This is a genomic window from Streptomyces sp. NPDC040610 (assembly GCF_055594065.1).
This window is the reverse complement of record NZ_JBVIXA010000007.1, coordinates 267,801-291,276: the sequence shown is the minus strand read 5'-3', so window position 1 is coordinate 291,276 and position 23,476 is coordinate 267,801. Positions and strand designations below refer to the sequence as shown.

The window sequence follows — 23,476 nt, the reverse complement described above, 5'->3', positions numbered from 1 at the left end:
CCGGGACGCTAGTTCCCCGGACGCACCCGGTCCATGGGCAGCCAGGTGACGGTGTTCCACGTCACAGCGGAGGACGGCGCCCGGTCGGACCCGAGCCGCGTCACCTCCTCGTCGCTCAACGCCCGCTCGAACACGCCCACTTGGTCGATGGCACCGGTGAAGTGGGCCCGGCTGTCCATGCGCTGGCCGATGTGCACGCCGAACGGCGAGTTGCGGCTGACGCTGCCGGGGATGTCGGGCCGGGAGAGCCGGTTGCCGTCGAGGAACAGGGACAGCTCGCCGTCGCCGCGGCGCAGCGCGACGTGGTGCCACTGGCCGTCGTTGTACGCGCCCTCGGTGCTCAGCGACACCGAGCGGGGCGGGCTGCCGCCGTCGCGGGTGGTGATGAGGCCCGTGACGCGGTTGTTCGCGGGCTCCCCGCGCAGCCACACCTGCGGCTGGCCGGTGCCGACACCGCCCATCCAGAGCAGCGGCTGCTCACCGCTCGTCGCCGAGTAGCGGAACCACAGCGAGGCCGTGAAGTCCTGGCTGTGCAGGGGGAGCCGGGAGCTGTACGGCAGCCGTACGGCGTCGTCGACCCCGTCGAAGGCGAGCGCCTGGCCGCCGAACACGCCGTCCGTGGGGCGGGCGCCGCCGAGCACCGCCGCGTCCCGCGCTCCCGGAGCCCAGTCGCTGGTGCGCGGGTCCGGGCCGCGGCGGGGCTTCAGCCACTCCTCGGTGAAGCGCGTGAAGCGGATCTCGTCGCGGGCGTCCACCGCGCCGCCCTCGTACATCAGGCCCACCCGCTCGTCGTCGACGGCCACCATGTCCGAGTAGCCGGACCAGTCGGTGGTGACGACCGTGGAGCGGTCGAAGCTGTCCCAGGTGCGGCCGCCGTCGTAGGAGGAGCGGACCGTCATGGTGCGGCGCCGGTCCGGGTCGCCGGGCGCGGCGAGCAGGAGCCGGCCGCCGAAGCGGAGCGTGGAGCCCTGCACCTGCGGGGTGTACAGGTCGGGGCTGGCCTCGAAGGAGCCGGTGAAGCTCTCGCCGCCGTCGCGGCTGACGACGTGGTCGCGGTGCCCGAGGTCGGTGCCGTCCTGCTCGCGCCCGGACACATAGATCGTGCCGTCCGCGCGCTCCGTGAGGGTCATCTCCGACGGCTTCTGCCGGAAGGTGCCGTCGCTCGCGGAGATCGGGTACGAGTCCGTGGCGCCGATCCTCCAGGTGTCGCCGCCGTCGTCGCTGACGACCAGCGAGGCGTGGTTCTCGGTGACCCGGCTGCCGTTCCACGACTCGGCGTTGACGGTCAGGACCAGACGGCCCTTGTGCCGCCCCCGGCTGAGCTGGATGCCGTGCACGGGTCCGGTGGCGTACCAGGAGTTCCAGGACTCGGGCAGGATCTCGTCGCTCAGGTCGCGCGGCTTGGACCAGGTCGCGCCGTCGTCGTCGCTGTACTGCAGATGGGGCGTGCGCTCGCACGGCACCTCGCAGTTCTTGCCGTCCGTGCGGCCCGGGTTGTACGTCTCGGCGAGCAGGATCCGGCCCGTCTCGCGGTCGACGACGGGCGCGGGGTTGCCGTGCGTGTCGCCGCCGCCCTCGTTGATGACCCGCATCGGGCCCCAGGTCCGGCCGCCGTCGTGGCTGCGCTTGAGGACCAGGTCGATGTCACCGGCGTCGCTGCAGTCGTTGACGCGTCCCTCGGCGAAGGCGAGCAGCGTTCCCTTCGCCGTCTTCACGATCGCTGGTATCCGGAAGCACGAGTAGCCGGGATCCTGGGAAGCCTTGAACAGGACCTGCTGCTCGAACGGAGCCCTCGTCTCTCCCGCGGCCCGGGCCGCGCCGCCGAGCGCGGGCGGCAGCGCGAGGGCGGCGAGCGCGGTGGCGGTCAGCGCGGCGACGGTACGCCGCCTGGGGGACAAAAGGAGCTGGGGGAACCGGGGGGACCGGGCGGATCTGAGGCGTACACGGAGTCTCGACGGCATGGTGCGGGCCCTTCATGTCGACCGGACATTCGGACATCCCACGTCCAACGTGCGCGTCACTGAAGCTACTTGGGGGCCTTGGAGCAACACAAGAAGCGTGCGCGTAACGGAATCCCGGCGGGGCGCCGGGCGCGGATGTCGCAAGATTACGGGGTAAGTACGACTTTTCCGGTGTTGACGCGCGACTCGATTGCCGCGTGTGCCGCGGCCGCGTCCGCCAGGTCGAACTCGGCGTGCACGGCGGGCCGCAGCTCACCCGAGTGGAACAGCCGCCACAGGTCCCGGCGCCACTCCTCGTACAGCTCCGGCCGCCCCCGCGCGATCAGCGCCATCTGAAAGCCCGTCACCGACTTGGCCCCGACGAGCAGATCGTAGGCCGACAGGGTGCCACCGCCCGAGCTGTACGCCACCAGCCTGCCGTGCGGCGCGAGCGCGGCGACGGCCGGGCCGAGCAGTTCCCCGCCCACGCCGTCCAGGCAGTAGTCGACGGGCTCGCCCCAGTCCGGCGCGTCGTAGTGGACGACGTCGTCGGCGCCGAGGCCGCGCACGAAGTCGGCCTTCGAGGGATCCGAGACCGCGCCCACGACACGCGCGGCGCCGCGCAGCTTCGCCAGGCGCACCGCCAGGTGGCCGACGCCGCTCGCCGCCGCCGTGATGAGCGCGGTCTCACCCGCGGCGGGGCGGGCGGCCTCGAGGGCGCCGCGGGCGACCAGGCCGCTGCGGACCAGGGCCACGGCGTCGACCGCGCTCGCGCCGTCGGGCACGGGGGAGGCCATCGCGGTGTGCAGCAGGGCGTAGTCCGCGTAGCCGTGCCCGAAGACCAGGCCCGTGACCCGGTCGCCGGGCGCGAAGCCGGTCACGCCGTCGCCCGCGCGGACCACCTCGCCCGCGATCTCCCCGCCGAGCGCGACGGGTTCGGCGGACTCGCGCACCTTGCGGACGACGGGCAGGGTCACGCCGACGGCCGCGACCCGGACGAGCAACTCGCCCGGGCCGGGTTGGGGGACCGGGGCCTCCTCGACGAACAGGACCTCGGGGCCGCCTTGCCGCTCGTACCGGACGCGACGCATCCGCACCTCCACGCACTCGTCGGGAATCGTTGGGAGTCCCAACGGTAATCGCAAACTCATGGGGAAGTCCAACGATTCTTGGATAGGCTCACGCCATGCCCGAGACCCAGCCGACCCGCACGTCGTCCACACCGTCCACACCGTCCACGTCGACCGCGCCGACCGCCGCCCCCACCGTGCCCACCGCCATCCGCACCCTCCCCAGCTGGCTGCTCGGCCGGGCCGCCGCCCGCGGCCGCGGCCTGGTCGCCGAGGCGCTCGCCGCCGAGGGCATGAAGATGTGGCACCACGTCGTGCTCGCCGCCGTGGCCGACCTCGGCCCGGTGGCCCAGGCCGACCTCGGCCGGGGCATCCAGCTCGACCCCAAGGACCTCGTCGGCGTCCTGAACGACCTGCAGGGGGCCGGGCTCGTGGAACGCACTCCCGACCCCAAGGACCGCCGTAAGAACGCCGTCACCCTCACCACCGACGGGCGCGCCCTGCTGCGCCGGTGCGCCACGGCGGCGCGGGCCGCCAACGCCGACCTGCTGGCGCCCCTGTCGGCTGCCGAGCGGGAGGCGTTCCTGGACATGCTGGAGAGGGTCGCGCGGGTCGACGAGTGAGCCTGGGAGACGCGGGCGGCGCTGGGGCCCGGCCGGCGCAGGGGGCGCTCCCCGCCGGGCCGGGACCCCGTCGCCGTGTCGCGGCGGGAGCGCCGGTCAGGTCCGCGCGGCCGCGGTCCGCAGGGCCAGGCGGTGCTCGCCCGCGTACACGTTCATGGAGGAGCCGCGCAGGAAGCCGACCAGGGTCAGGCCGGTCTCGGCGGCGAGGTCGACGGCGAGCGACGAGGGCGCGGACACCGCCGCGAGCACCGGGATGCCCGCCATCACGGCCTTCTGTGCCAGCTCGAAGGAGGCACGCCCCGACACCATCAGGACGCTGCGGGTGAGCGGCAGGCGGCCGTCCTGGAGCGCCCGGCCCACCAGCTTGTCGACGGCGTTGTGGCGGCCCACGTCCTCGCGCACGTCGACGAGGTCGCCGTCCTCGGTGAACAGCGCCGCCGCGTGCAGCCCCCCGGTCCGGTCGAAGACCCGCTGGGCCGCGCGCAGCCGGTCGGGGAGGCGGGCGAGCAGCTCGGGCGTCAGCCGGACCGGGGGAGTGCCGTGCCCCTCGGGGTCGTCGTCGATCGGCCAGCGGGCGGTGGTGCGGACCGCGTCCAGGCTGGCCTTGCCGCACAGCCCGCACGACGAGGTCGTATAGACATTGCGCTCAAGAGTGATGTCCGGGAGGACGACACCGTCCGCCGTCGACACGTCCACCACGTTGTACGTGTTCGAGCCGTCCGCCGTCGCCCCCGCGCAGTACACGATGTTCCGCAGCTCGTCCGCCGAGCCCAGCACTCCCTCGCTGACGAGGAACCCGGCCGCGAGCGCGAAGTCGTCGCCGGGCGTGCGCATGGTGATCGCGAGCGGCTTGCCGTTGAGGCGTATCTCCAGGGGCTCCTCCGCGACGAGCGTGTCCGGCCGCTCGCTGACCGCGCCGTCGCGGATGCGGATGACGCGGCGGCGTTCCGTGACTCGTCCCATGTCGATCAGTCCCGGTTCTGTACGTGCTGGTAGCCGAAGCGGCCCTTGATGCAGAGGTTGCCGTGGGTCACCGGGCTGTCGTGCGGCGAGGTGACCTTCACGATTTCATTGTCCTGCACGTGCAGGGTGAGGTTGCAGCCGACTCCGCAGTACGCGCAGACGGTGGTCGTCTCCGTCTGCGCGGCCTCGTCCCAGGTCCCGGCGGCACGCATGTCGAACTCGCTCTTGAAGCTGAGGGCGCCCGTCGGGCACACCTCCACGCAGTTGCCGCAGTACACGCACGCCGAGTCGGTCAGCGGAGCGTCGTGCTCGACGGCGATGCGGGCGTCGAAGCCGCGCCCCACGACGGAGATCGCGAAGCTGTTCTGCCACTGCTCACCGCACGCGTCCACGCACTTGTAGCAGAGGATGCACTTGTCGTAGTCGCGCACGTACAGATCGTTGTCGACCTTGGGGGACTCGTTGAGGCGCGCCGCGTCCGGGCCGAACCGGTCGGGCTTCGCCTCGTACTCCTTCAGCCACTCGGCCGCGTGGGGCGTGGTCGACAAGTCGACGGACGACGCGAGGAGTTCGAGGACGATCCTGCGGCTGTGCCGCGTCCGCTCCGTGTCCGTGCGCACCGCCATCCCGGGCTCGGCGCGCCGCGAACAGGCCGGGGCGAGCGTCCGGGCGCCCTCGACCTCCACGACGCACACCCGGCAGGCGTTCTTCGGCCTCAGTGTGTCGCCCTCGCACAGGGTCGGCACGTCCTTGCCCGCGGCCCGGCAGGCGTCGAGGACCGTGCCGCCCTCGGGCACGCGCACGGGCTCGCCGTCGAGCGTGAACTCGACCAGGCGGCGCGGCGGTTGCAGCGGGATGGCGGTCATTCGTACGCCCCCAGACGGTCGATGGCGGATTCCACGGCGTTCCACGCGGTCTGGCCCAGGCCGCAGATCGAGGCGTCCCGCATGGCCTGCCCGACGTCGCGCAGGAGCGCGATGTCGGCGGCCGCGGCCGCGCCCGTGCGGTCGGCGATGCGGTGCAGGGCCTCCTCCTGCCGGACCGTGCCGACCCGGCACGGCACGCACTGGCCGCACGACTCGTCGCGGAAGAACTCGGCGACGCGAAGCAGCAGTCGGGGCAGCGGCACGGAGTCGTCGATCGCGAGCACCACCCCGGAGCCGAGCGTCGTCCCCGCCTCCCGCGTGCCCTCGAACGTCAGCGGGATGTCCAGCTCGTCCGGCCGTACGAAGCCGCCCGCGGCGCCGCCGAGGAGGATCGCCCGCAGGTTGTCCGGCGTGCCCGCGAGGCCGAGGAGATCGCCGAGGGTCGCGCCGAACGGCAGCTCGTAGAGGCCCGGGCGGGCCACGGCCCCCGAGACGCAGAACAGCTTGGGGCCGGTGGACTTCTGGGTGCCGATCGCCGCGTACGCCGCCGCGCCCATGGTGAGGACGGGCAGCACGTTCACCAGCGTCTCGACGTTGTTCTCGGCCGTGGGCTTGCCGAACAGGCCCTTCTCCACGGGGAACGGCGGCTTGGAGCGGGGCTCGCCCCTGTACCCCTCGATCGAGTTGAACAGCGCCGTCTCCTCGCCGCAGATGTACGCGCCCGCGCCGCGCCGGATCTCAATGTCGAAGGAGAACCCCTGGCCGAGGATGTCGTCGCCGAGGAGGCCGCGGGCGCGGGCCTGGTCGAGGGCGTGCTCCAGGGTGCGCAGCGCCCGCGGGTACTCGCCGCGCAGGTACAGGTATCCGTGCCGGGCGCCCACCGCGTACGCCGCGATCGTCATCGACTCCACCAGCGCGTACGGGTCGCCCTCCATCAGCACCCGGTCCTTGAACGTGCCCGGCTCCGACTCGTCCGCGTTGCACACCAGATAGTGCGGGTGGTCCGGCTGGGACGCCGTCGCCTGCCACTTCCGTCCCGTCGGGAAGGCGGCGCCGCCCCGGCCCACCAGGCCCGCGTCGGTGACCTCGCGGATCACGGCCGCGGGGCCGAGGGCGAAGGCTCGGCGGAGGGCCGTGTAGCCGCCGTGGGCGCGGTAGTCGTCCAGGGAGGACGGGTCGACGAGGCCTATGCGGCGCAGGAGGATCAGGTCGGGGGACCCGGCTTGGGGGACGGCGTGGGCGGGTGGGGGTTCGTTGTCCGGCCCGGCTGGGAGCCCCCAATCCCACCCCTTCCCGTAACTGGGGCTCCGCCCCAGACCCCGCTCCTCAAACGCCGGAGGGGCTGGATCTTGCGGCACATATCCAGCCCGTCCGGCGTTTGAGGACGAGGCGCGGAGCGCCGATAGCGGGGGTCCGGGGGCGGAGCCCCCGGTTTCGGGAAGGGGTGGGATGGGGGAGCCCCCGGCAGGGCCCCCCGCCCGCACCACCAACACCGCAGGCGCCCGCTCGCACAGCCCCAGGCAGGGGCTGGCCTCCACGTCCACCCCCTCGGCGGAGCCGGACGGCGGCTCGGCGCCCCGCACCGCGCAGGCGAGATCGGTGCAGACCCGCACCACGGTCCGCGCCCGCGGCTTCAGCGAGAACATGGAGTAGAACGTGGCGACCCCGTACGCCTCGGCGGGCGGCACGGTGAGCCGCCGGCACAGATAGTCGAGCCCGCCCTCACTGATCCACCCCACGCGGTCGTTGAGCGCGTGCAACCCCGGCAGCAGCAGATCCCGCCGCTCCCGGGCGGCCCGCCCACCCCGGGCCCACCGAAGATCCGCGTCGGAGCGGTTCGCGCCCTCCCACGCCGACCCCGGCGGCCCGAGGAGCGCGTCCACCGCGTCCCGTTCCTCGTCGGTCGGCTTGCTGTCGCCGAAGCGCAGGTCCACGTACCGTCAACTCCCCACAGTCAGCTTCTCGATGCGGATCGCGGACGCCTTGAACTCGGCTGTCCCCGCGATCGGGCAATTCGCCTCGATCGTCAGCTGGTTGGTGTCCACCTCGTCGGGAAAGTGCATGGTCATGAAGGCGAGCCCGGGCCGCAGGCCGGGGTCGACCCACACCGGCGCGACGACGGCCCCGCGCCGCGAGGACACCCGCACCTCCTCGCCCACCACGACCCCGTACCGCTCCGCGTCCTCGGGGCACAGCTCGACGTACTCGCCGCGCCGCAGCGGGGAGGCGAAACTCCCGCTCTGCACACCGGTGTTGTAGGAGTCGAGCCGCCGCCCCGTCGTGAGCCGCAGCGGGAACGACTCGTCGGTGAGGTCGACGGGCGGGTCGTCGTGCACGAGGCCGAAGGGGGCGCGCGGCCCGCGCCGGGCCGGGTCGGCCTCCCAGAGCCGCCCGTGCAGGAAGCTGGAGGGCAGGCGGTCGAGGTCGGGGCAGGGCCACTGGAGGCCCTGGTGCTCGTCCAGGCGGTCGTACGTCATGCCGAAGTGGTCGGGCGAGAGGGACCGCAGTTCGTCCCAGACGGCCCGGGAGTCGGTGAACTTCCAGTCGTGGCCGAGGCGGGCGGCGACCTCACAGATGATGTCGATGTCCTCGCGCGCCTCGCCGGGCGGCGTGAGCGCGGCCCGCACCCGCTGCACGCGCCGCTCGCTGTTGGTGGTCGTGCCGTCGGTCTCCGCCCACGCGGCGGTGGCGGGAAGGACCACGTCGGCCATCTCGGCGGTCTTCGTCAGGAAGATGTCCTGCACGACCAGATGGTCGAGGGCGGCGAGCCGCCGGGCCGCCTGCTCGCTGTCGGCCTCCGATTGCGCCGGGTTCTCGCCGATGCAGTAGACGGCCCGCAGTCCGCCGCTCTCCATGGCCTCGAACATGTCCGTGAGCGTCATGCCGTACCGCGGCTGGATGACCGTGTCCCAGGCCCGTTCGAACTTGTGCCGGTGCCCGTCGTCGAGGATGTCCTGGAAGCCGGGCAGGCGGTTGGGGATGGCGCCCATGTCGCCGCCGCCCTGCACGTTGTTCTGGCCGCGCAGCGGCTGCACCCCGGCGCCGTAGCGGCCGACGTGCCCGGTGAGCAGCGCCAGGTTGATGAGCGCCCGGACGTTGTCGGTGCCGTTGTGGTGCTCGGTGATGCCGAGCGTCCAGCAGAGCTGGGCGCGTTCGGCGGTGGCGTACGCGTGCGCCAGATCGCGGATCGCGGCGGCGGGCACGCCCGTCACCTTCTCGGCGAGGGTGAGGGTCCACGGCTCGACCAGCGCGGCGTACTCCGCGAAGCCGGACGTGGCGCGCTCGATGAACAGGGTGTTGTGCAGGCCCGCGTGGATGATCTCGCGGCCGACGGCGTGCGCGAGGGCGATGTCCGTGCCCACGTTCGGGCCGAGCCAGCTCTCCGCCCACTCGGCGGTGGAGGTGCGGCGCGGGTCGACGGCGTACATCCGGGCTCCGCCCCGGATGCCCTTCAGGACGTGCTGGAAGAAGATCGGGTGCGCGAAGCGGGCGTTGGAGCCCCACATCACGATGAGGTCGGTGTGCTCGACCTCCTCGTAGGACGAGGTGCCGCCGCCGGAGCCGAAGGCGGCGGAGAGACCCGCGACGCTCGGGGCGTGGCAGGTGCGGTTGCAGGAGTCGACGTTGTTGGTGCCCATGACGACGCGGGTGAACTTCTGCGCCACGTAGTTCATCTCGTTGGTGGCGCGGGCGCAGGAGAGCATCGCGAAGGCGTCCGGGCCGTGCGTGTCGCGGGCGTGCCGGAAGCCGTCGGCGGCGCGGGCCAGGGCCTCGTCCCAACTGGCCGCGCGCAGCGGCCCGTTGCGGCTGTCGCGGACGAGGGGGTGGGTGAGGCGGGTGTACGTCTTGGGGGCGCGGTCGCGCTTGCGGTTCCCCCGGGCGGGGTCCTGCCGGGTCCGGGTGCGGTCTGGCTTGGTCACGCTACGGCGCTCCTCATGCCGTGGGCGAGCAGGTCCGAGAGGGCGTGCACGGTGCGCAGGGTGGGCACGGGCACGCCGGTGATCTCCGCGAGTTCCACGACGGCGGCGAGCAGCACGTCGAGTTCGAGCGGCTTGCCGCGCTCCAGGTCCTGGAGCGTGGAGGTGCGGTGGTCGCCGACGCGCTCGGCGCCCGCCAGCCGCCGCTCGATGGAGATGTCCGGCTCGCAGCCGAGTGCCGCGGCGACGGCCAGGGTCTCGGCCATCATGATCTCGATGACGCGGCGGGTGCCGCCGTGCAGACACATCTCGCGCATGGTGGCGCGGGCGAGGGCGCTGATCGGGTTGAAGGAGATGTTGCCGAGCAGTTTGATCCAGATGTCGCCGCGCACGTCCGGCTCCACCGGGCACTTCAGGCCGCCCGCGCGCATCGCCGCGCTGAAGTCGAGACAGCGCGCCGACCGGGTGCGGTCCGGCTCGCCGATGGAGAAGCGGGTGCCTTCCAAGTGCCGTACGACGCCCGGCTCGGCGAGCTCCGTCGCCGCGTACACCACGCAGCCGACGGCCCTGCGCGGCGCGAGCACCGCGCTGACGGCGCCGCCCGGGTCCACGCTCTCCAGGCGGTGCCCGTCGTGCGGACCGCCGTGGCGGTGGAAGTACCACCAGGGGATGCCGTTCTGGGCGGCGACCACGGTCGTCCCGGCGTGCAGCAACGGTTCGACGAGCGGCCCGCACGCCGCGTACGAAGTGGCCTTCAGGCCGAGGAAGACGAAGTCGACGGGGCCGATGTCGGCCGGGTCGGCGGTGGCGTGGGCCCGCGCGGTGAAGTCACCGCGCGGGCTGAGCACGCGAACGCCGTGCTGCCGCATGGCCGCCAAGTGCGGGCCGCGGGCCACGAGATGGACGTCCGCTCCCGCGCGGTGCAGGGCGGCTCCGACGTAGGCGCCGATGGCACCGGCGCCCAGGACTGCGACTTTCACGATGGCGCGCTCCGTTCGGTTGAGGGTTCCGACGGACCGGCAGCGCTCTCAGGCTGCGCTGGTCGCGCGTGGCCGAGAAGCCACACACGGTAGATGGAATATTGTCTACAGTATGGAAGTTGGGGCAGCAAGGGGTTGGGCGAGCCCTCTCTCGCCGACCCCGTGTCAGCTCGCGGCGGCCCCGAACCACCGGGGCAACCGGCCCTCCAGCTCCCGCTGGTCCTCGCCGGCCCACGCCACGTGCCCGTCCGGCCGCAACAGGACCGCGGGCACGTCCAGTTCCTCACTCGTGTCGACGACGTGGTCGACCCGGTCCGCCCAGCCCGCCACCGAGAGCCGGCCGGTCTGGTCGAGCAGCAGCCCGCGGCCGCCGTGCATGAGCCCGTACAAGCGGCCCCTCTTCAACTCCACGTCCCGCAGCCGTCGGCCGAGCAGGTCGTGCCCCGCGCCGAAGTCGTAGCGGATCCCGATCGCGGTGATCTTCTCGATCAGGTGCCGGTTCACGTTCTCGAAGCCCGTCAGCTCCGCGAGGAGCCGGCGCACCGCGAGCGCGCCCGGGTCGTCGGACATCAGGTGGATCTGCGCGCGGGTGTTGTCGAGGACGTCCGCGGCCACCGGGTGCCGTTCGGCGTGGTAGCTGTCGAGCAGCCCCTCCGGCGCCCAGCCGTGCACGGCGGCGGCCAGCTTCCAGCCGAGGTTGACCGCGTCCTGGATGCCGAGGTTGAGGCCCTGCCCGCCGGTCGGCGGGTGGATGTGCGCCGCGTCGCCCGCGAGCAGCGCCCGGCCGACCCGGTAGCGCTCGGCCTGCCGCGTCGCGTCGCCGAACCGGGACAGCCAGCGCGGCGAGTGCGCGCCCAGATCGGTCCCGGCGAACGCCCGCAGTTGCTGCTTGAACTCCTCCAGGGTCGGCGGGGTCGTCCGGTCCTCGGACACCCCGTCGGCGGGCACGATCACGCGGTACAGGCCGTCCCCCATGGGCATCGCGCCGAACCGCTGCTGGGTCTTGCGGACCTCCGCCACGACCTCCGTCAGCGTCTCCTGCGACACGCCGAGCTCCATCGCGCCGAGCAGGGTCTCGACCCGCGCGGGCTCCCCGGGGAAGTCGACGCCGAGCAGCTTGCGCACCGTGCTGCGGCCGCCGTCGCAGCCCACCAGATAGCGCGAGCGCAGCCGCGTGCCGTCGGCGAGCCCGACCTCCACCCCGTCCTCGTCCTGGCTCAGCGCCACCACCTCGCAGCCGCGCCGGATCTCGACACCCGACTCGGTGGCGCGCTCGGTGAGGATCCGCTCGGTGATCTCCTGCGGGATGCCGAGGACGTACGAGTGCGCGGTGTCGAGGTCCTCGGGCCACGAGGCGCCGAGACCGGCGAAGAAGCCCCCGACCGTGAACTGCTTCCCGAGCGGCAGGAACTTCTCCAGCAGTCCGCGCTGGTCCATCAGCTCGATGCTGCGCACGTGCAGCCCCTGCGCACGGGACTGCTTGGTCGGCTCCTTCTCCTTCTCCAGGACGACCACCCGCACATCGTGCAGCCGCAGTTCAGCGGCCAGCATCAAGCCGGTCGGGCCGCCGCCGGTGATGATCACGTCAAACATGGAACCCCCCATGAAGCAAACAAATGCGTACGTACTTCGCGAACTCTTGATTTCCCCAGGTCGTGGCCCGGGTCGGTCATTGTGCGCCATGCCCCGGGCCTTGCCGCAAGCCCCCTCGTGCGCTATACCTTGAGAGTGGCAAGGAGGCGTTTCACTCCTTGCCTTCTTGCATGTATGGGCGGACTCGCCCGTACGGGCGGCTGTTCACGGGTGGCCGCGGGGCGCGGGCCGGAGCAGGGGGCCGGACACCGGTGCGCCCCCGAGATCGCCGTCGCCGTCCTGATGCCGCAGGACCCAGTCGTCGAGGTCCCGCGCGGCCTCCATCGGCTCCCTGAGCAGGTACGACCGCCACCCGTCGGGCTTGCCGACGGCCGCGTCGGACTCGTCGCCGGGGGAGCGCGGTCGCTCGCGGAAGCGCGCCTCGGCGGCCACGAAACGCTGCCGGGCCGCCCCCGCCGACACGTTCAGCGCGGCCCCGACCACCCGCCAGTCCGCCCCGGCGGCCCGCTCGTACACGGCGGCCGCCGTCAGCAGCCGGTGCGCCGCCCCGACCAGCCGGACCGCGTCGGCCAGCGCACTGCCCGGGGCGGTCGAGGTGCCGTCCCCGCGCAGCTCGTCCGGGCCCACGGCGACGGCGGCGCGGGCGAGTTCGGCCAGTTCGTACGCCTCGTAGGCGAGGGCCACGCGGGCGCGTGCCGCCTCCGTCCACGGTGGGGCGGCCGCCGGGTCGGGTGCGGTCATCGCGTCACCCTCGGACGAAGTACAGGACCGTCATCGTGACCGCCGTGGTCAGCACGACGGCGCGCAGCAGCCGCGCCGGGAGACGGCGCGCCAGGTGGGCGCCCCCGAAGCCACCGGCCACCGCGCCCGTCAGGAGGGCGCCGAGGACCAGCGGGGTGTCCAGGGCGTCCGAGGCCACGAGGAACAGCGCAGCCGCCGTCAGATACACCGCGGCGACCTGCGCGATCCGCATCGGGTTGCCCGCCGCGGCGTCCAGGCCCAGGCCGACGCTCCACAGGGCCAGCATCATGATGCCTACGGCCCCGCCGAAGTATCCGCCGTACACCGCGAGGGCGAACTGTGCGGCGAGGACCGCCCGGGGCCCCAGGGCGACCGGGCCCTCGGAGCCCCCGGAGCCTCCGCCCAAGGCGTCGAGGACACGGCGGCCGCAGGCCAGGAGCACCGTGGCGAAGGCGAGCAGCCACGGCACCGCCGCCTCGAACGACGCCGCGGGCAGCGTGAGCAGCAGCCCGGCGCCGAGCCCGCCGCCGAGGGCGCTCACCCCGGTGAGGGCCCGCGTGGACACCGCGCCGACCGGGCCGAGTTCGCGCCGGTAGACCCAGGCGCCCGCCACCGCCCCCGGCACCAGGGCGACGGTCGAGGACGCGTTCGCCGTCACGGGCGGCACCCCGGCCGCGACCAGCGCGGGCAGCGCCACGAACGTGCCCCCGCCGCCCAGCGCGTTGAGGCCGCCGGCGGCGACCCCGGCGAGCAGCACCCACAGCGTCTCGGACATCTGCCGAGCATCGGCCCCCGGGCGGTACGCCCACAATGCGTGATCCGCGTACCCAGCCTTAGGCCCTGACATAGGCTGACCAGGGTGCGCTACGACCTGGACGATCTGCGGCTCTTCCTCGGCATCGTGACGGAGGGCTCCATCACGGCGGGCGCACGGCGTGTGCACCTGAGCCTGCCCTCGGCCAGCGCCCGGGTGCGCGCCCTCGAACACCACGCCGGGGTGCCGCTCCTGATCCGGGGCAGACGGGGCGTGCGGCCCACCCCGGCGGGCGCCACTCTGGCCCGGCACGCGCGTGAGGTCCTGGCCCAGACGGCCCGGCTCGACAGCGCCGTCGCCGGCTACACCCGGGCCCCGGCCGCCCCGCTGAAGCTGCTGTGCGGGGGTTCCGCCCGCTACCGGCTCGTCCCGCAGGCCCTCGTCACCTTCCTCGGCGCCCACCCGGACGTCGACGTCGCGGTGTCCGAGCACCGCACCCCGCAGACCCTGCGACGTCTGGCCGACGGCGAGGCGGACCTGGGCGTCGTGGTCGACGACGAGGCCCGCGACTGCGGCCTGGTCACGGAACTCCTCGGGGACGACTCGCTCGTGGTCATCGGCCAGGCGGGCGGGGTGCTCTCCGGACGGGCCGCGCTGACCTATGACGAGGTCGCCGAGCACCCGCTCGTCGGCCTCGACGCGGGCTCCTCGCTGCGCCGCTGGATCGAGTCGCACCTCGGCCCGCACGCGCCGGTCGTACGCCACCGCACCACCGCGTCCGACCTCGACGTCCTCGTCTCCCTCGCCGCCGCCGGGGTCGGCCTCGCCGTCGTACCGCGCCGCGCCGTCGACCCCCGCCGGCCCCTCGACGTGTGCGCACTGCGGGAGCCCTGGGCGCGCCGCCACCACCTGCTGGCCTGGGGCGTCACGGACGGATCCGCGTCGACGGCGACGCGGGCGCTGGCCGAGCACTTGCGGCGGGCGGCGCTCGCGGAGGGCGCGTTCGGCGGCGGGGACGCGGCGGTGGCGTTCGGCGGGGGTGCCGAGGCGGCCGACCGGTAGTCCGGCCGCGTCCCCGGACGCCGCACGCGTACAGCCCGGCCGCGTACCCGGACACCGCACCCGTGCAGCCCGGCCGCGTACTCGGACATCACACCCGTACAGAACGCTCAAACACCGCACCCGAACATTGCATACCGTCGACGAATCCCGGTCCGCCCCCTTCCCAACGGCCTCCTTGATTCCTACCGTTCGGGATCATGAGGCCCCCCGTCGCACCCCCCGGCTGGAGCCGCTGGCTCGTGCCGCCCGCCGCCCTGTCGGTGCATCTCTCGATCGGCCAGGCCTATGCCTGGAGTGTGTTCAAACCGCCCCTGGAGTCCGCGCTCGACCTCAGCGGCACCCAGAGCGCGCTGCCGTTCCAGCTCGGCATCGTCATGCTCGGCCTGTCCGCCGCGTTCGGCGGCACCCTCGTGGAGCGCAATGGGCCGCGCTGGGCGATGTCCGTCGCGCTCGTCTGCTTCTCCTCCGGCTTCCTGATCGCCGCGCTCGGCGCCGCGACCCGCCAGTACTGGCTGATCGTCCTCGGCTACGGCTTCGTCGGCGGCATCGGGCTCGGCATCGGCTACATCTCCCCGGTGTCCACGCTCATCAAGTGGTTCCCCGACCGCCCGGGCATGGCCACCGGCATCGCGATCATGGGCTTCGGCGGCGGCGCGCTGATCGCCTCGCCGTGGTCGGCGCAGATGCTGGAGGCGTTCGGCTCCGACTCCTCGGGCATCGCGCTCGCGTTTTTGGTGCACGGTCTGACGTACGCGGTGTTCATGGCGCTCGGCGTGGTCCTGGTGCGGGTGCCGAGGTCGGAGGGCGCGCGTGCCCCCGGGGCTCCGGCGCCGCTGGACGGGCCGCAGGTGTCGGCGCGGCAGGCTGTGCGCACCCCGCAGTTCTGGTGCCTGTGGGTGGTCCTGTGCATGAACGTGACCGCGGGGATCGGCATCCTGGAGAAGGCCGCGCCGATGATCACCGACTTCTTCGCGGACACCTCGACGCCCGTCTCCGCGTCGGCGGCCGCGGGCTTCGTCGCGCTGCTCTCGGCGGCGAACATGGCGGGCCGCATCGGCTGGTCGTCCGCGTCCGACCTCGTCGGCCGCAAGAACGTCTACCGCCTCTACCTGGGCGCGGGCGCGCTCATGTACCTCCTCATCGCCCGCTTCGGCGACGACTCCAAGCCTCTGTTCATCGTCTGTGCCCTGGTCATCCTCTCCTTCTACGGCGGCGGCTTCGCGACCATCCCGGCGTACTTGAAGGACCTCTTCGGCACCTACCAGGTCGGCGCGATCCACGGGCGGCTGCTCACCGCCTGGTCGCTCGCCGGGGTGCTCGGCCCGCTGATCGTGAACTGGGTGGCCGACCGCCAGGAGGAGGCGGGCAAGCACGGCCCCGGCCTCTACGGCGTCTCCCTGTCCATCATGATCGGCCTGCTCGTCATCGGGTTCGTGGCCAATGAGCTGGTACGTCCCGTGCACGCCCGCCACCACATCTCCGCCCCGAAGGAGCCGTCCGATGACAACGCCGCCGACGCCGCCGGATCAGCCGCACGCAAGTGACCAGGACCTGCCGCGCCGCCGCCCGCTGATCGTCGGGGCCTGGCTCTGGGTCGCCCTTCCGCTCGCGTACGGCGTCTACGAGCTCGTACACAAGGCCAAACAGCTCTTCACCGGGTGACACGATGTGGCGAAGCATCCAAAGCGGACGCCCCTTTCCTGTCGCATTACCTCACCTGTTACCCGTGAGTCGCTGAGCAGACTGGACGGTCACGCACGTCCCGCACTGCCTGCACCACGAGGGGATCCGCCCATGCCCGGCTCACGCATCGCCGCCGTCGGCCACTACCAGCCCGCCAAGGTGCTCACGAACGACGACTTGACGGGCATGGTCGACACCAGCGACGAGTGGATCCGTTCCCGGGTGGGCATCCGCACCCGCCACATCGGGGGCCCCGAGGAGCCGGTCGACGAGCTCGCCGCGCACGCCGCCGCGAAGGCGCTCGCCTCCGCGGGCAGCGCGCCGTCGTCCGTGGACCTGGTCGTCGTCGCCACGTCCACGGCCATCGACCGCTCGCCGAACATGGCCGCGCGGGTCGCCGCCCGCCTCGGCCTCGCCTCGCCCGCCGCGATGGACGTCAACGTCGTCTGCGCGGGCTTCACGCACGCGCTCGCCACCGCCGACCACGCCGTACGGGCCGGGGCGGCGAGCCGGGCGCTGGTCATCGGCGCCGACAAGATGTCCGACGTCACGGACTGGACCGACCGCACGACGTGCGTGCTCGTCGGCGACGGGGCGGGTGCGGCCGTCGTCGAGCCGTGCGCGGAGGGGGAGGAGCCCGGGATCGGGCCGGTCCTGTGGGGCTCGGTGCCGGAGATGGGGCACGCGGTGCGCATCGAGGGGATGCCGCCGCGGTTCGCACAGGAGGGGCAGAGCGTCTACCGGTGGGCCACCACGCGGCTGCCGCCGCTGGCCCGCGCCGCCTGCGAACGCGCCGGTCTGGTCCCCGCCGACCTCGCGGCGGTCGTCCTGCACCAGGCCAACCTGCGCATCGTCGAGCCGCTCGCCGAGCGCATCGGCGCCGTCAACGCGGTCGTCGCGCGGGACGTGGTGGACTCCGGGAACACCTCGGCCGCTTCGGTGCCGCTCGCCCTGTCCAAGCTGGTCGAGCGGGGCGAGATCTCCAAGGGGGATCCGGTGCTGCTGTTCGGGTTCGGGGGGAACCTGTCGTACGCGGGGCAGGTCGTGCGCTGTCCGTGAGGCGGCCTTTGCTCGCGCGAGATGCCGTCCGCCGTTGTGACGCGTCCAACTGCCCCTGGTACTGGCCCTTGCGCTCGGTAAACTGTAGACAAAAGCCAATCCGTTTGGCTTGACTTGGCTTGACGTCGTCCAGGAGGGGGCCGGGATGTTGTCCGCAGGACTGCCACAGGGGACGGTGCCCAAGTTGGAACGGCCGGGCCCGCTGCGCGAACGGGTCTACGAGGCGCTGCTGGAACTCATCACCACGCGCGCCCTGCGCCCCGGCCAGCACCTCGTCGAGAGCGAACTCGCCGGGCACCTGGGGGTGTCCAGGCAGCCCGTGCGTGAGGCGCTGCAGCGGCTGAACACCGAGGGGTGGGTGGATCTGCGGCCCGCGCAGGGGGCGTTCGTGCACGAGCCGACGGAGGAGGAGGCCGACCAACTCCTCACCGTCCGCACCCTCTTGGAGGCCGAGGCCGCGCGGCTCGCCGCCGCCAACGCCGGTACGGCCGGGATCACCGCCCTCGAAGAGCTGTGCGCCAAGGGCGAGTCGGCCGTCGCCGACGGCGACGTGGACCTCGTCGTCGCCACGAACGCGGCGTTCCACGCCAAGGTGATGGAACTGGCCGGGAACGTCGTCCTCGCCGAGCTGGCCGGGCAGGTCGACCGGCGCGTCCGCTGGTACTACACGCCGGTGGCCCGGCAGCGCGGCAAGCAGTCCTGGATCGAGCATCGCGAACTCATCGCCGCGATCGCCGCCCGGGACGAAGCCCGGGCGACGGAGGTCATGCGGGCGCATACGGAGCACACGCGGAAGACGTACCACGCGCGTGAGGCGCCCTGACCGGGCCTGTCCGGGGTGGCCTGTCCCACCCGCCCATGGCCCCCACCCCCTCTTTTCAGCCCGTCCGGCGCTTGAGGACGAGGCGCGGAGCGCCGATACGGGGTCCGGGGCGGAGCCCCGGTTTCGGGAAGGGGCGGGATTGGGGGCCCCTGGCAAGGCCCCACCCCACCCCCCTTTGTCCTCGGACTGGAGAAAGTCGGAGGGAATTCGGGCGCAACTTCTTCCCAGCTCCGGCAACCGCTGCTACGTTCCCCTCGAAAGCCCAACGAACACACACGGGATTCGGCCGAACAGGCGGGGAGGGGCGCGTGAGACGTATGACGGCTCGACCCGCCAACGCGCACCAGGCGCGGCTACTGCGGCTGCTGCGCGACGGAGGGCCCAACTCCCGCGCCCAACTGGGCGACCAGGTCGACCTCTCCCGGTCCAAACTGGCCGTGGAGGTGGACCGCCTCCTGGAAACAGGCCTGGTGGTCGCCGACGGCCTCGCGGCGTCCCGAGGCGGCCGCCGCTCCCACAACATCCGCCTGGCCCCGGCCCTCCGCTTCCTCGGCGTGGACATCGGCGCGACCTCGGTCGACGTCGCCGTCACCAACGCCGAGCTGGAGGTACTCGGCCACATCAACCAGCCCATGGACGTGCGCGAGGGCCCGGTCGCGGTCTTCGAGCAAGTCCTCGCCATGGCGGCCAAGTTGCGCGCCTCGGGACTCGCGGAGGGGTTCGACGGCGCCGGTATCGGCGTACCGGGCCCCGTCCGCTTCCCCGAGGGCGTCCCGGTCGCGCCGCCGATCATGCCCGGCTGGGACGGCTTCCCCGTACGGGAGGCGCTCAGCCAGGACCTCGGCTGCCCGGTGATGGTCGACAACGACGTGAACCTGATGGCGATGGGCGAGCAGCACGCGGGCGTCGCCCGCTCCGTGGGCGACTTCCTGTGCGTCAAGATCGGCACCGGCATCGGCTGCGGCATCGTCGTCGGCGGCGAGGTGTACCGCGGTACGACGGGCAGCGCGGGCGACATCGGCCACATCCAGGTCGAGCCGGACGGCCGCCCGTGCGCGTGCGGCAACAAGGGCTGCCTGGAGGCGTACTTCAGCGGCGCCGCGCTCGCCCGCGACGCCGAGGAGGCCGCCCACCAGGGGCGTTCGCCGGAGCTCTGCACCCGCTTCGAGAACTCCGGCGCGCTCACGGCCGTCGACGTCGCCGCGGCGGCGGCCGCCGGTGACGCCACCGCCCTCGACCTGATCCGCGCCGGCGGCAACCGCACCGGCCAGGTCATCGCGGGCCTCGTCAGCTTCTTCAACCCCGGCCTCGTGGTGATCGGCGGCGGCGTCACCGGCCTCGGCCACACGCTGCTCGCCGCGATCCGCACCCAGGTCTACCGCCAGTCGCTGCCCCTCGCGACCGGCAACCTCCCCATCGTCCTCGGTGAGCTGGGCCCCACCGCCGGAGTCATCGGCGGCGCCCGCCTCATCAGCGACCACCTGTTCTCCCCGGCCTAGCCGCCCCGGACGTACGCGGTACGCGCGAGCGACGGCCGCAGCACCTTGATCGATATTGTCATGCCCTTAACAAGATCGCCCTGCCCTTCCCCGTCGGCTCCATCGGATCCAGCGCACCCATCGGCTCCGTCAGCTCCATCAACTCCGTCCCAACGCTCTCCCCTTCGCCCTGCTCTGCCCTGAAACCGGCCGCACCCCCCGAGGGAACCGTCATGGCACCAGAACCACCCCTGCTCACCATGTCCGGCATCACCAAGTCGTTCCCCGGCGTCCGCGCGCTCGACGGCGTCGACCTGCAGGTGCAGGCCGGTGAGGTGCACTGTCTGCTCGGCCAGAACGGCGCCGGCAAGTCCACGCTCATCAAGGTCCTCGCAGGCGCCCACCAGCCGGACGACGGCACCATCGCCTGGCGCGGCGACGAGGTCACCCTGCGCTCGCCGATCGCCGCCATGCGCCTCGGCATCGCCACCATCTACCAGGAACTCGACCTGGTGGAGGGCCTGTCCGTCGCCGAGAACGTCTACCTCGGGCACGAGCCGACCGCCGCCGGTTTCATGGTGCGCGGCCGCGACGCACGCGCGTCGACGGCCGCGCTCCTGAGGCGGCTCGGACACAGCGAGATCGACCCGGCGCGGCTCGTCGGGGACCTGTCCGCGGCCCAGCAGCAGATCGTGTCGATGGCCCGCGCGCTCTCCCACGAGGTGCGGCTGATCGTCATGGACGAGCCGTCCGCCGCGCTCGACCCGGACGAGGTCGACAACCTCTTCCGCATCGTGGGCGATCTGACGGCCGACGGCGTCGCCGTCGTCTACATCTCCCACCGCCTGGAGGAGATCCGGCGCATCGGCGACCGCGTCACCGTCCTGAAGGACGGCCGCGCCGTCGCCGTCGGCCTGCCCGCCAAGGAGACACCGACACGCGAGGTCATCGCCCTGATGACGGGTCGCAACGTCGAGTACGTCTTCCCGGAGCGGACGCCTCGCGATCAGGAGGGCGCCCCCCGGCCCGAACCTGTGCTCGTCGTACAAGGCCTCACCAGGGACGGCGAGTTCGCGCCCCTCGACCTCGAACTGCGCCCCGGTGAGATCGTCGGACTCGCCGGGCTCGTCGGCTCCGGGCGTTCGGAGATCCTGGAGACCATCTACGGCGCCCGCAAGCCGACGGGTGGTCAAGTCCGGGTCGAAGGAAGGGTGTTGCGGCCCGGAAGCGTCCGCGCCGCGGTACGCGCCGGGCTCGGTCTCGCCCCCGAGGAGCGCAAGGCGCAGGGCCTGCTCATGCTGGAGTCCGTCACCCGCAATGTGTCCGTGTCCTCCATGTCCCGTTTCTCGTACGGGGGTTGGCTGGACCGGTCGAAGGAGCGCGAGGCCGCGCGCACCGCGACGCGGGAGCTGTCGCTGCGGCCCGACAATCCCTCGGTCCCCGTGCGCACCCTCTCCGGCGGCAACCAGCAGAAGGCGGTCCTCGCCCGGTGGCTGCTGCGCGGCTGCCGCGTCCTGCTGCTCGACGAGCCGACCCGCGGCGTCGACGTCGGCGCCCGCGCCGAGCTGTACACCGTCATCCGGCGGCTCGCCGACGAGGGCCTCGCCGTCCTCCTCGTCTCCAGCGAGGTGCCGGAGGTCCTCGGCCTAGCCGACCGCGTCCTCGTCCTGCGCGAGGGCCGGGTCGTCCACACCGCACCCGCGCACGACCTCGACGAACACCGCGTACTCGACCTCGTCCTGGCATCGAGCGCGCCAGGACCGACCCTCACCGAGGGCCCCCACGGCCCCGCCACCACGGAAGGAAGCCCGGCGTCATGACGCAGCCCGCATCGCCCGCCCGGCCCGTCACCGAGAAGAGTCCGCCGGCCGACGACCACAAGAGCCCGTGGCGGTCCCTCGTCCCCCGCGTCGACATGCGCACGCTGTCGCTGCTCGGCGTGCTCGCCACCCTCGTCGTGATCGGTGGTGTCACGGAGCCCGACGCGTTCCTCGACACCGACAATCTGCAGCTGATCCTCACTCAGGCGTCGGTGATCGGCGTCGTCACGGTCGGCATGACCTTCGTGATCATCTCCGGCGGCATCGACCTGTCGGTGGGTGCGATCGTCGCGCTGGCGTCGGTGTGGGCGACGACGGTGGCCACGCAGGAGTACGGCTTCGCCGGGATCCTGTTCACGGCCGTGATCGTGGGTCTGGGCTGCGGGCTCGTGAACGGGCTGCTGATCGCGTACGGCGGGATCGTGCCGTTCATCGCGACGCTGGCCATGCTCGCCTCGGGCCGCGGCCTCGCCCTTGAGATCACCGACGGCAAGACCCAGATGGTCACCGTGGACGGCGTCCTGAAGCTGGGGGAGCGCGAGCACTACGTCCTCGGCATCCCGCCGCTCGTGATCGTCTTCGCGGCCGTGACGGTGGTCGGCTGGCTGTTGCTGAACCGCACGACCTTCGGGCGGCGGTCGGTGGCGGTGGGCGGCAACGCCGAGGCGGCGCGGCTCGCGGGCATCGACGTACGGCGGCAGCGGCTCTATCTGTATCTCCTCTCGGGGCTGTGCTGCGGCATCGCGGCCTTCCTGCTGATCGTCCTCGCGGGGTCGGGTCAGAACACCAACGGCAATCTGTACGAGCTGGACGCCATCGCGGCCGTGATCATCGGCGGCACGTTGCTCAGCGGGGGCCGGGGCACGATCACCGGGTCCGTGCTCGGCGTCCTGATCTTCACCACGATCACCAACATCTTCGCGCTCAACAACCTGGAGACCGCCGTCCAGCAGATCGCCAAGGGCGCGATCATCGTGGCCGCGGTCCTCGTCCAGCGGCGTACGGCTACCACGTAAGGGGTTCACTGTCATGCCAGATTTCGCGAGCCGCAGAGGACTGCTCTTCGGAGCGGCCGCCGTGTCGGCCGGTGCCGTACTCACCGGCTGCACCAGCAACGAGTCCAAGGACGACGACTCGCCGTCCGACAACAACCAGGCCGTCGCCGACGACAAGCCCGGCAAGAAGGTCACCATCGGCTTCGCCGGTCCACAGGCCGACCACGGCTGGCTGAACGCCATCAACGACAACGCCAAGTCGCGGGCGAAGAAGTACAAGGACGTCACGCTGGAGGCCACCGAGGGCTCCAACGACACCGCGGCCCAGATCGGCCAGGTCGAGACCCTCATCAACAAGAAGGTCGACGTCCTCGTCATCCTTCCCGCCGACGGCAAGGCCCTCACCCAGGTCGGCCTGAAGGCGATGAAGGCCGGGATCCCCGTCGTCAACCTCGACCGGATCTTCGCGTCCGCGCAGGCGTACCGCTGCTGGATCGGCGGCGACAACTACGGCATGGGCCTCAACGCCGGGCACTACATCGGCGAGAAGCTGAAGGGCAAGAAGAACGCCAAGGTCGTCGAGCTGGCCGGTCTGGACAATCTGGAGCTGACCAAGCAGCGCACCAAGGGCTTCGACGACGCGCTGAAGAACTACTCGAACATCGAGAAGGTCGCCCGGCAGGCGGCCGAGTTCACCGTCGAGTCCGGGCAGTCGAAGATGTCGCAGCTGCTCCAGGCGCAGAAGAACTTCGACGCGCTCTGGAACCACGACGACGACCAGGGCGTCGGTGCCCTGCGGGCCATCAAGCAGGCCGGGCGTGACGACTTCCTGATGGTCGGCGGCGCGGGCGCGCTCTCCGCGTTCCAGGAGATCAAGCAGGACCGGGGCGTGCTGAAGGCCACCGTTCTGTACCCGCCGACGATGGCGGCCTCCGCGATCGACCTGGCGCGGGCGCTCGGCCAGGGCAAGGGCGTCAGCGGCATGGCCGAGTTCGAGATCCCGGCCTCCCTGACGCTCTACTCGGCCGTCGTCGACAAAGACAACGTCGACCAGTACATGTCCACCGGCTTCAAGTGAGGCGGCCCGGCCGGCATCCGGCACGGGAGCG

At 72.5% G+C, this 23,476-nt stretch carries 20 protein-coding genes; 10 read left to right on the top strand and 10 right to left on the bottom strand.

What is annotated here, in order from left to right; genetic code table 11:
- Nucleotides 1-8: 8 nt before the first annotated feature.
- Both ACZ6AA_RS24955 and ACZ6AA_RS24950 read right to left on the bottom strand, forming a co-directional pair.
- Entirely contained in the window at nucleotides 9-1,961 is a 1,953-nt protein-coding gene (locus ACZ6AA_RS24955; protein WP_471460047.1) for an exo-alpha-sialidase, read from the bottom strand.
- Nucleotides 1,962-2,107: 146 nt separating this feature from the next.
- A complete protein-coding gene (locus ACZ6AA_RS24950) occupies nucleotides 2,108-3,031 on the bottom strand; it encodes a quinone oxidoreductase family protein (protein WP_471460045.1) in 924 nt (307 codons plus the stop codon).
- A gap of 95 nt (nucleotides 3,032-3,126) precedes the next feature.
- Here ACZ6AA_RS24950 and ACZ6AA_RS24945 point away from each other — a divergent pair, with 95 nt between their 5' ends.
- Nucleotides 3,127-3,633 carry a MarR family winged helix-turn-helix transcriptional regulator gene (locus tag ACZ6AA_RS24945; protein ID WP_471460043.1) on the top strand — a complete coding sequence of 169 codons (507 nt, stop codon included), beginning with the start codon at nucleotides 3,127-3,129 and terminating at the stop codon, nucleotides 3,631-3,633.
- 96 nt (nucleotides 3,634-3,729) lie between these two features.
- Here ACZ6AA_RS24945 and fdhD read toward each other — a convergent pair whose 3' ends face one another.
- The 8 genes from fdhD to ACZ6AA_RS24905 all read right to left on the bottom strand — a co-directional run bounded on the left by fdhD (nucleotide 3,730) and on the right by ACZ6AA_RS24905 (nucleotide 13,468).
- Entirely contained in the window at nucleotides 3,730-4,596 is an 867-nt protein-coding gene (fdhD, locus tag ACZ6AA_RS24940) for a formate dehydrogenase accessory sulfurtransferase FdhD (RefSeq protein WP_471460041.1), read from the bottom strand.
- Between the two features lie 5 nt (nucleotides 4,597-4,601).
- The gene (locus ACZ6AA_RS24935; RefSeq protein ID WP_471460040.1) at nucleotides 4,602-5,462 is read right to left on the bottom strand and encodes a 2Fe-2S iron-sulfur cluster-binding protein; all 861 of its coding nucleotides are present in this window, start codon (nucleotides 5,460-5,462) and stop codon (nucleotides 4,602-4,604) included.
- Nucleotides 5,459-7,396: an NADH-ubiquinone oxidoreductase-F iron-sulfur binding region domain-containing protein gene (locus tag ACZ6AA_RS24930; RefSeq protein WP_471460038.1), complete on the bottom strand. Its 1,938-nt coding sequence runs from the start codon at nucleotides 7,394-7,396 to the stop codon at nucleotides 5,459-5,461. The genes ACZ6AA_RS24935 and ACZ6AA_RS24930 overlap by 4 nt, the downstream gene beginning before the upstream one ends.
- 6 nt (nucleotides 7,397-7,402) lie before the next feature.
- Complete coding sequence (locus tag ACZ6AA_RS24925; RefSeq protein WP_471460036.1) at nucleotides 7,403-9,382, bottom strand: molybdopterin oxidoreductase family protein; 1,980 nt, start codon at nucleotides 9,380-9,382, stop codon at nucleotides 7,403-7,405.
- Nucleotides 9,379-10,359, bottom strand: a complete 981-nt coding sequence (locus ACZ6AA_RS24920; RefSeq protein ID WP_471460034.1) for a 2-dehydropantoate 2-reductase — start codon at nucleotides 10,357-10,359, stop codon at nucleotides 9,379-9,381. Before ACZ6AA_RS24920 ends, ACZ6AA_RS24925 begins: the two co-directional genes overlap by 4 nt.
- 165 nt (nucleotides 10,360-10,524) lie before the next feature.
- Entirely contained in the window at nucleotides 10,525-11,952 is a 1,428-nt protein-coding gene (rox, locus tag ACZ6AA_RS24915; protein ID WP_471460032.1) for a rifampin monooxygenase, read from the bottom strand.
- A 204-nt stretch (nucleotides 11,953-12,156) separates the two neighbouring features.
- Nucleotides 12,157-12,693, bottom strand: a complete 537-nt coding sequence (locus ACZ6AA_RS24910; protein WP_468454729.1) for a hypothetical protein — start codon at nucleotides 12,691-12,693, stop codon at nucleotides 12,157-12,159.
- Between the two features lie 4 nt (nucleotides 12,694-12,697).
- Complete coding sequence (locus ACZ6AA_RS24905) at nucleotides 12,698-13,468, bottom strand: TSUP family transporter (protein ID WP_468482603.1); 771 nt, start codon at nucleotides 13,466-13,468, stop codon at nucleotides 12,698-12,700.
- Between the two features lie 84 nt (nucleotides 13,469-13,552).
- Here ACZ6AA_RS24905 and ACZ6AA_RS24900 point away from each other — a divergent pair, with 84 nt between their 5' ends.
- From ACZ6AA_RS24900 to ACZ6AA_RS24860, 9 genes are all read left to right on the top strand, one after another.
- Entirely contained in the window at nucleotides 13,553-14,509 is a 957-nt protein-coding gene (locus ACZ6AA_RS24900; protein WP_468454733.1) for a LysR family transcriptional regulator, read from the top strand.
- A gap of 197 nt (nucleotides 14,510-14,706) precedes the next feature.
- Complete coding sequence (locus ACZ6AA_RS24895; RefSeq protein ID WP_471460030.1) at nucleotides 14,707-16,053, top strand: OFA family MFS transporter; 1,347 nt, start codon at nucleotides 14,707-14,709, stop codon at nucleotides 16,051-16,053.
- Nucleotides 16,010-16,171 (top strand): MFS transporter small subunit, encoded by a 162-nt coding sequence (locus ACZ6AA_RS24890; protein ID WP_468454736.1) that lies wholly within the window; start codon nucleotides 16,010-16,012, stop codon nucleotides 16,169-16,171. The genes ACZ6AA_RS24895 and ACZ6AA_RS24890 overlap by 44 nt, the downstream gene beginning before the upstream one ends.
- Nucleotides 16,172-16,303: 132 nt before the next feature.
- Nucleotides 16,304-17,251, top strand: a complete 948-nt coding sequence (locus ACZ6AA_RS24885) for a beta-ketoacyl-ACP synthase III (protein WP_468454738.1) — start codon at nucleotides 16,304-16,306, stop codon at nucleotides 17,249-17,251.
- A gap of 145 nt (nucleotides 17,252-17,396) precedes the next feature.
- On the top strand, nucleotides 17,397-18,074 hold the full coding sequence (locus ACZ6AA_RS24880; RefSeq protein WP_468454740.1) for a GntR family transcriptional regulator: 678 nt from the start codon (nucleotides 17,397-17,399) through the stop codon (nucleotides 18,072-18,074).
- A gap of 317 nt (nucleotides 18,075-18,391) precedes the next feature.
- Nucleotides 18,392-19,573 carry an ROK family transcriptional regulator gene (locus ACZ6AA_RS24875; protein ID WP_289944158.1) on the top strand — a complete coding sequence of 394 codons (1,182 nt, stop codon included), beginning with the start codon at nucleotides 18,392-18,394 and terminating at the stop codon, nucleotides 19,571-19,573.
- A gap of 212 nt (nucleotides 19,574-19,785) precedes the next feature.
- Complete coding sequence (locus tag ACZ6AA_RS24870) at nucleotides 19,786-21,372, top strand: sugar ABC transporter ATP-binding protein (RefSeq protein WP_471460027.1); 1,587 nt, start codon at nucleotides 19,786-19,788, stop codon at nucleotides 21,370-21,372.
- Nucleotides 21,369-22,388, top strand: a complete 1,020-nt coding sequence (locus ACZ6AA_RS24865; RefSeq protein WP_468454744.1) for an ABC transporter permease — start codon at nucleotides 21,369-21,371, stop codon at nucleotides 22,386-22,388. The genes ACZ6AA_RS24870 and ACZ6AA_RS24865 overlap by 4 nt, the downstream gene beginning before the upstream one ends.
- A gap of 13 nt (nucleotides 22,389-22,401) precedes the next feature.
- Nucleotides 22,402-23,445, top strand: a complete 1,044-nt coding sequence (locus ACZ6AA_RS24860) for a substrate-binding domain-containing protein (protein ID WP_030360262.1) — start codon at nucleotides 22,402-22,404, stop codon at nucleotides 23,443-23,445.
- The last annotated feature ends 31 nt before the right edge of the window (nucleotides 23,446-23,476 follow it).

Coding starts and splice junctions, on each gene's coding strand:
- ACZ6AA_RS24955 (WP_471460047.1), bottom strand. CDS start 1,961: ATGCCGTCGAGACTCCGTGTACGCCTCAGATCCGCCCGGTCCCCCCGG.
- ACZ6AA_RS24950 (WP_471460045.1), bottom strand. CDS start 3,031: ATGCGTCGCGTCCGGTACGAGCGGCAAGGCGGCCCCGAGGTCCTGTTC.
- ACZ6AA_RS24945 (WP_471460043.1), top strand. CDS start 3,127: ATGCCCGAGACCCAGCCGACCCGCACGTCGTCCACACCGTCCACACCG.
- fdhD (WP_471460041.1), bottom strand. CDS start 4,596: ATGGGACGAGTCACGGAACGCCGCCGCGTCATCCGCATCCGCGACGGC.
- ACZ6AA_RS24935 (WP_471460040.1), bottom strand. CDS start 5,462: ATGACCGCCATCCCGCTGCAACCGCCGCGCCGCCTGGTCGAGTTCACG.
- rox (WP_471460032.1), bottom strand. CDS start 11,952: ATGTTTGACGTGATCATCACCGGCGGCGGCCCGACCGGCTTGATGCTG.
- ACZ6AA_RS24910 (WP_468454729.1), bottom strand. CDS start 12,693: ATGACCGCACCCGACCCGGCGGCCGCCCCACCGTGGACGGAGGCGGCA.
- ACZ6AA_RS24905 (WP_468482603.1), bottom strand. CDS start 13,468: ATGTCCGAGACGCTGTGGGTGCTGCTCGCCGGGGTCGCCGCCGGCGGC.
- ACZ6AA_RS24895 (WP_471460030.1), top strand. CDS start 14,707: ATGAGGCCCCCCGTCGCACCCCCCGGCTGGAGCCGCTGGCTCGTGCCG.
- ACZ6AA_RS24890 (WP_468454736.1), top strand. CDS start 16,010: ATGACAACGCCGCCGACGCCGCCGGATCAGCCGCACGCAAGTGACCAG.
- ACZ6AA_RS24885 (WP_468454738.1), top strand. CDS start 16,304: ATGCCCGGCTCACGCATCGCCGCCGTCGGCCACTACCAGCCCGCCAAG.
- ACZ6AA_RS24880 (WP_468454740.1), top strand. CDS start 17,397: ATGTTGTCCGCAGGACTGCCACAGGGGACGGTGCCCAAGTTGGAACGG.
- ACZ6AA_RS24875 (WP_289944158.1), top strand. CDS start 18,392: ATGACGGCTCGACCCGCCAACGCGCACCAGGCGCGGCTACTGCGGCTG.
- ACZ6AA_RS24870 (WP_471460027.1), top strand. CDS start 19,786: ATGGCACCAGAACCACCCCTGCTCACCATGTCCGGCATCACCAAGTCG.
- ACZ6AA_RS24865 (WP_468454744.1), top strand. CDS start 21,369: ATGACGCAGCCCGCATCGCCCGCCCGGCCCGTCACCGAGAAGAGTCCG.
- ACZ6AA_RS24860 (WP_030360262.1), top strand. CDS start 22,402: ATGCCAGATTTCGCGAGCCGCAGAGGACTGCTCTTCGGAGCGGCCGCC.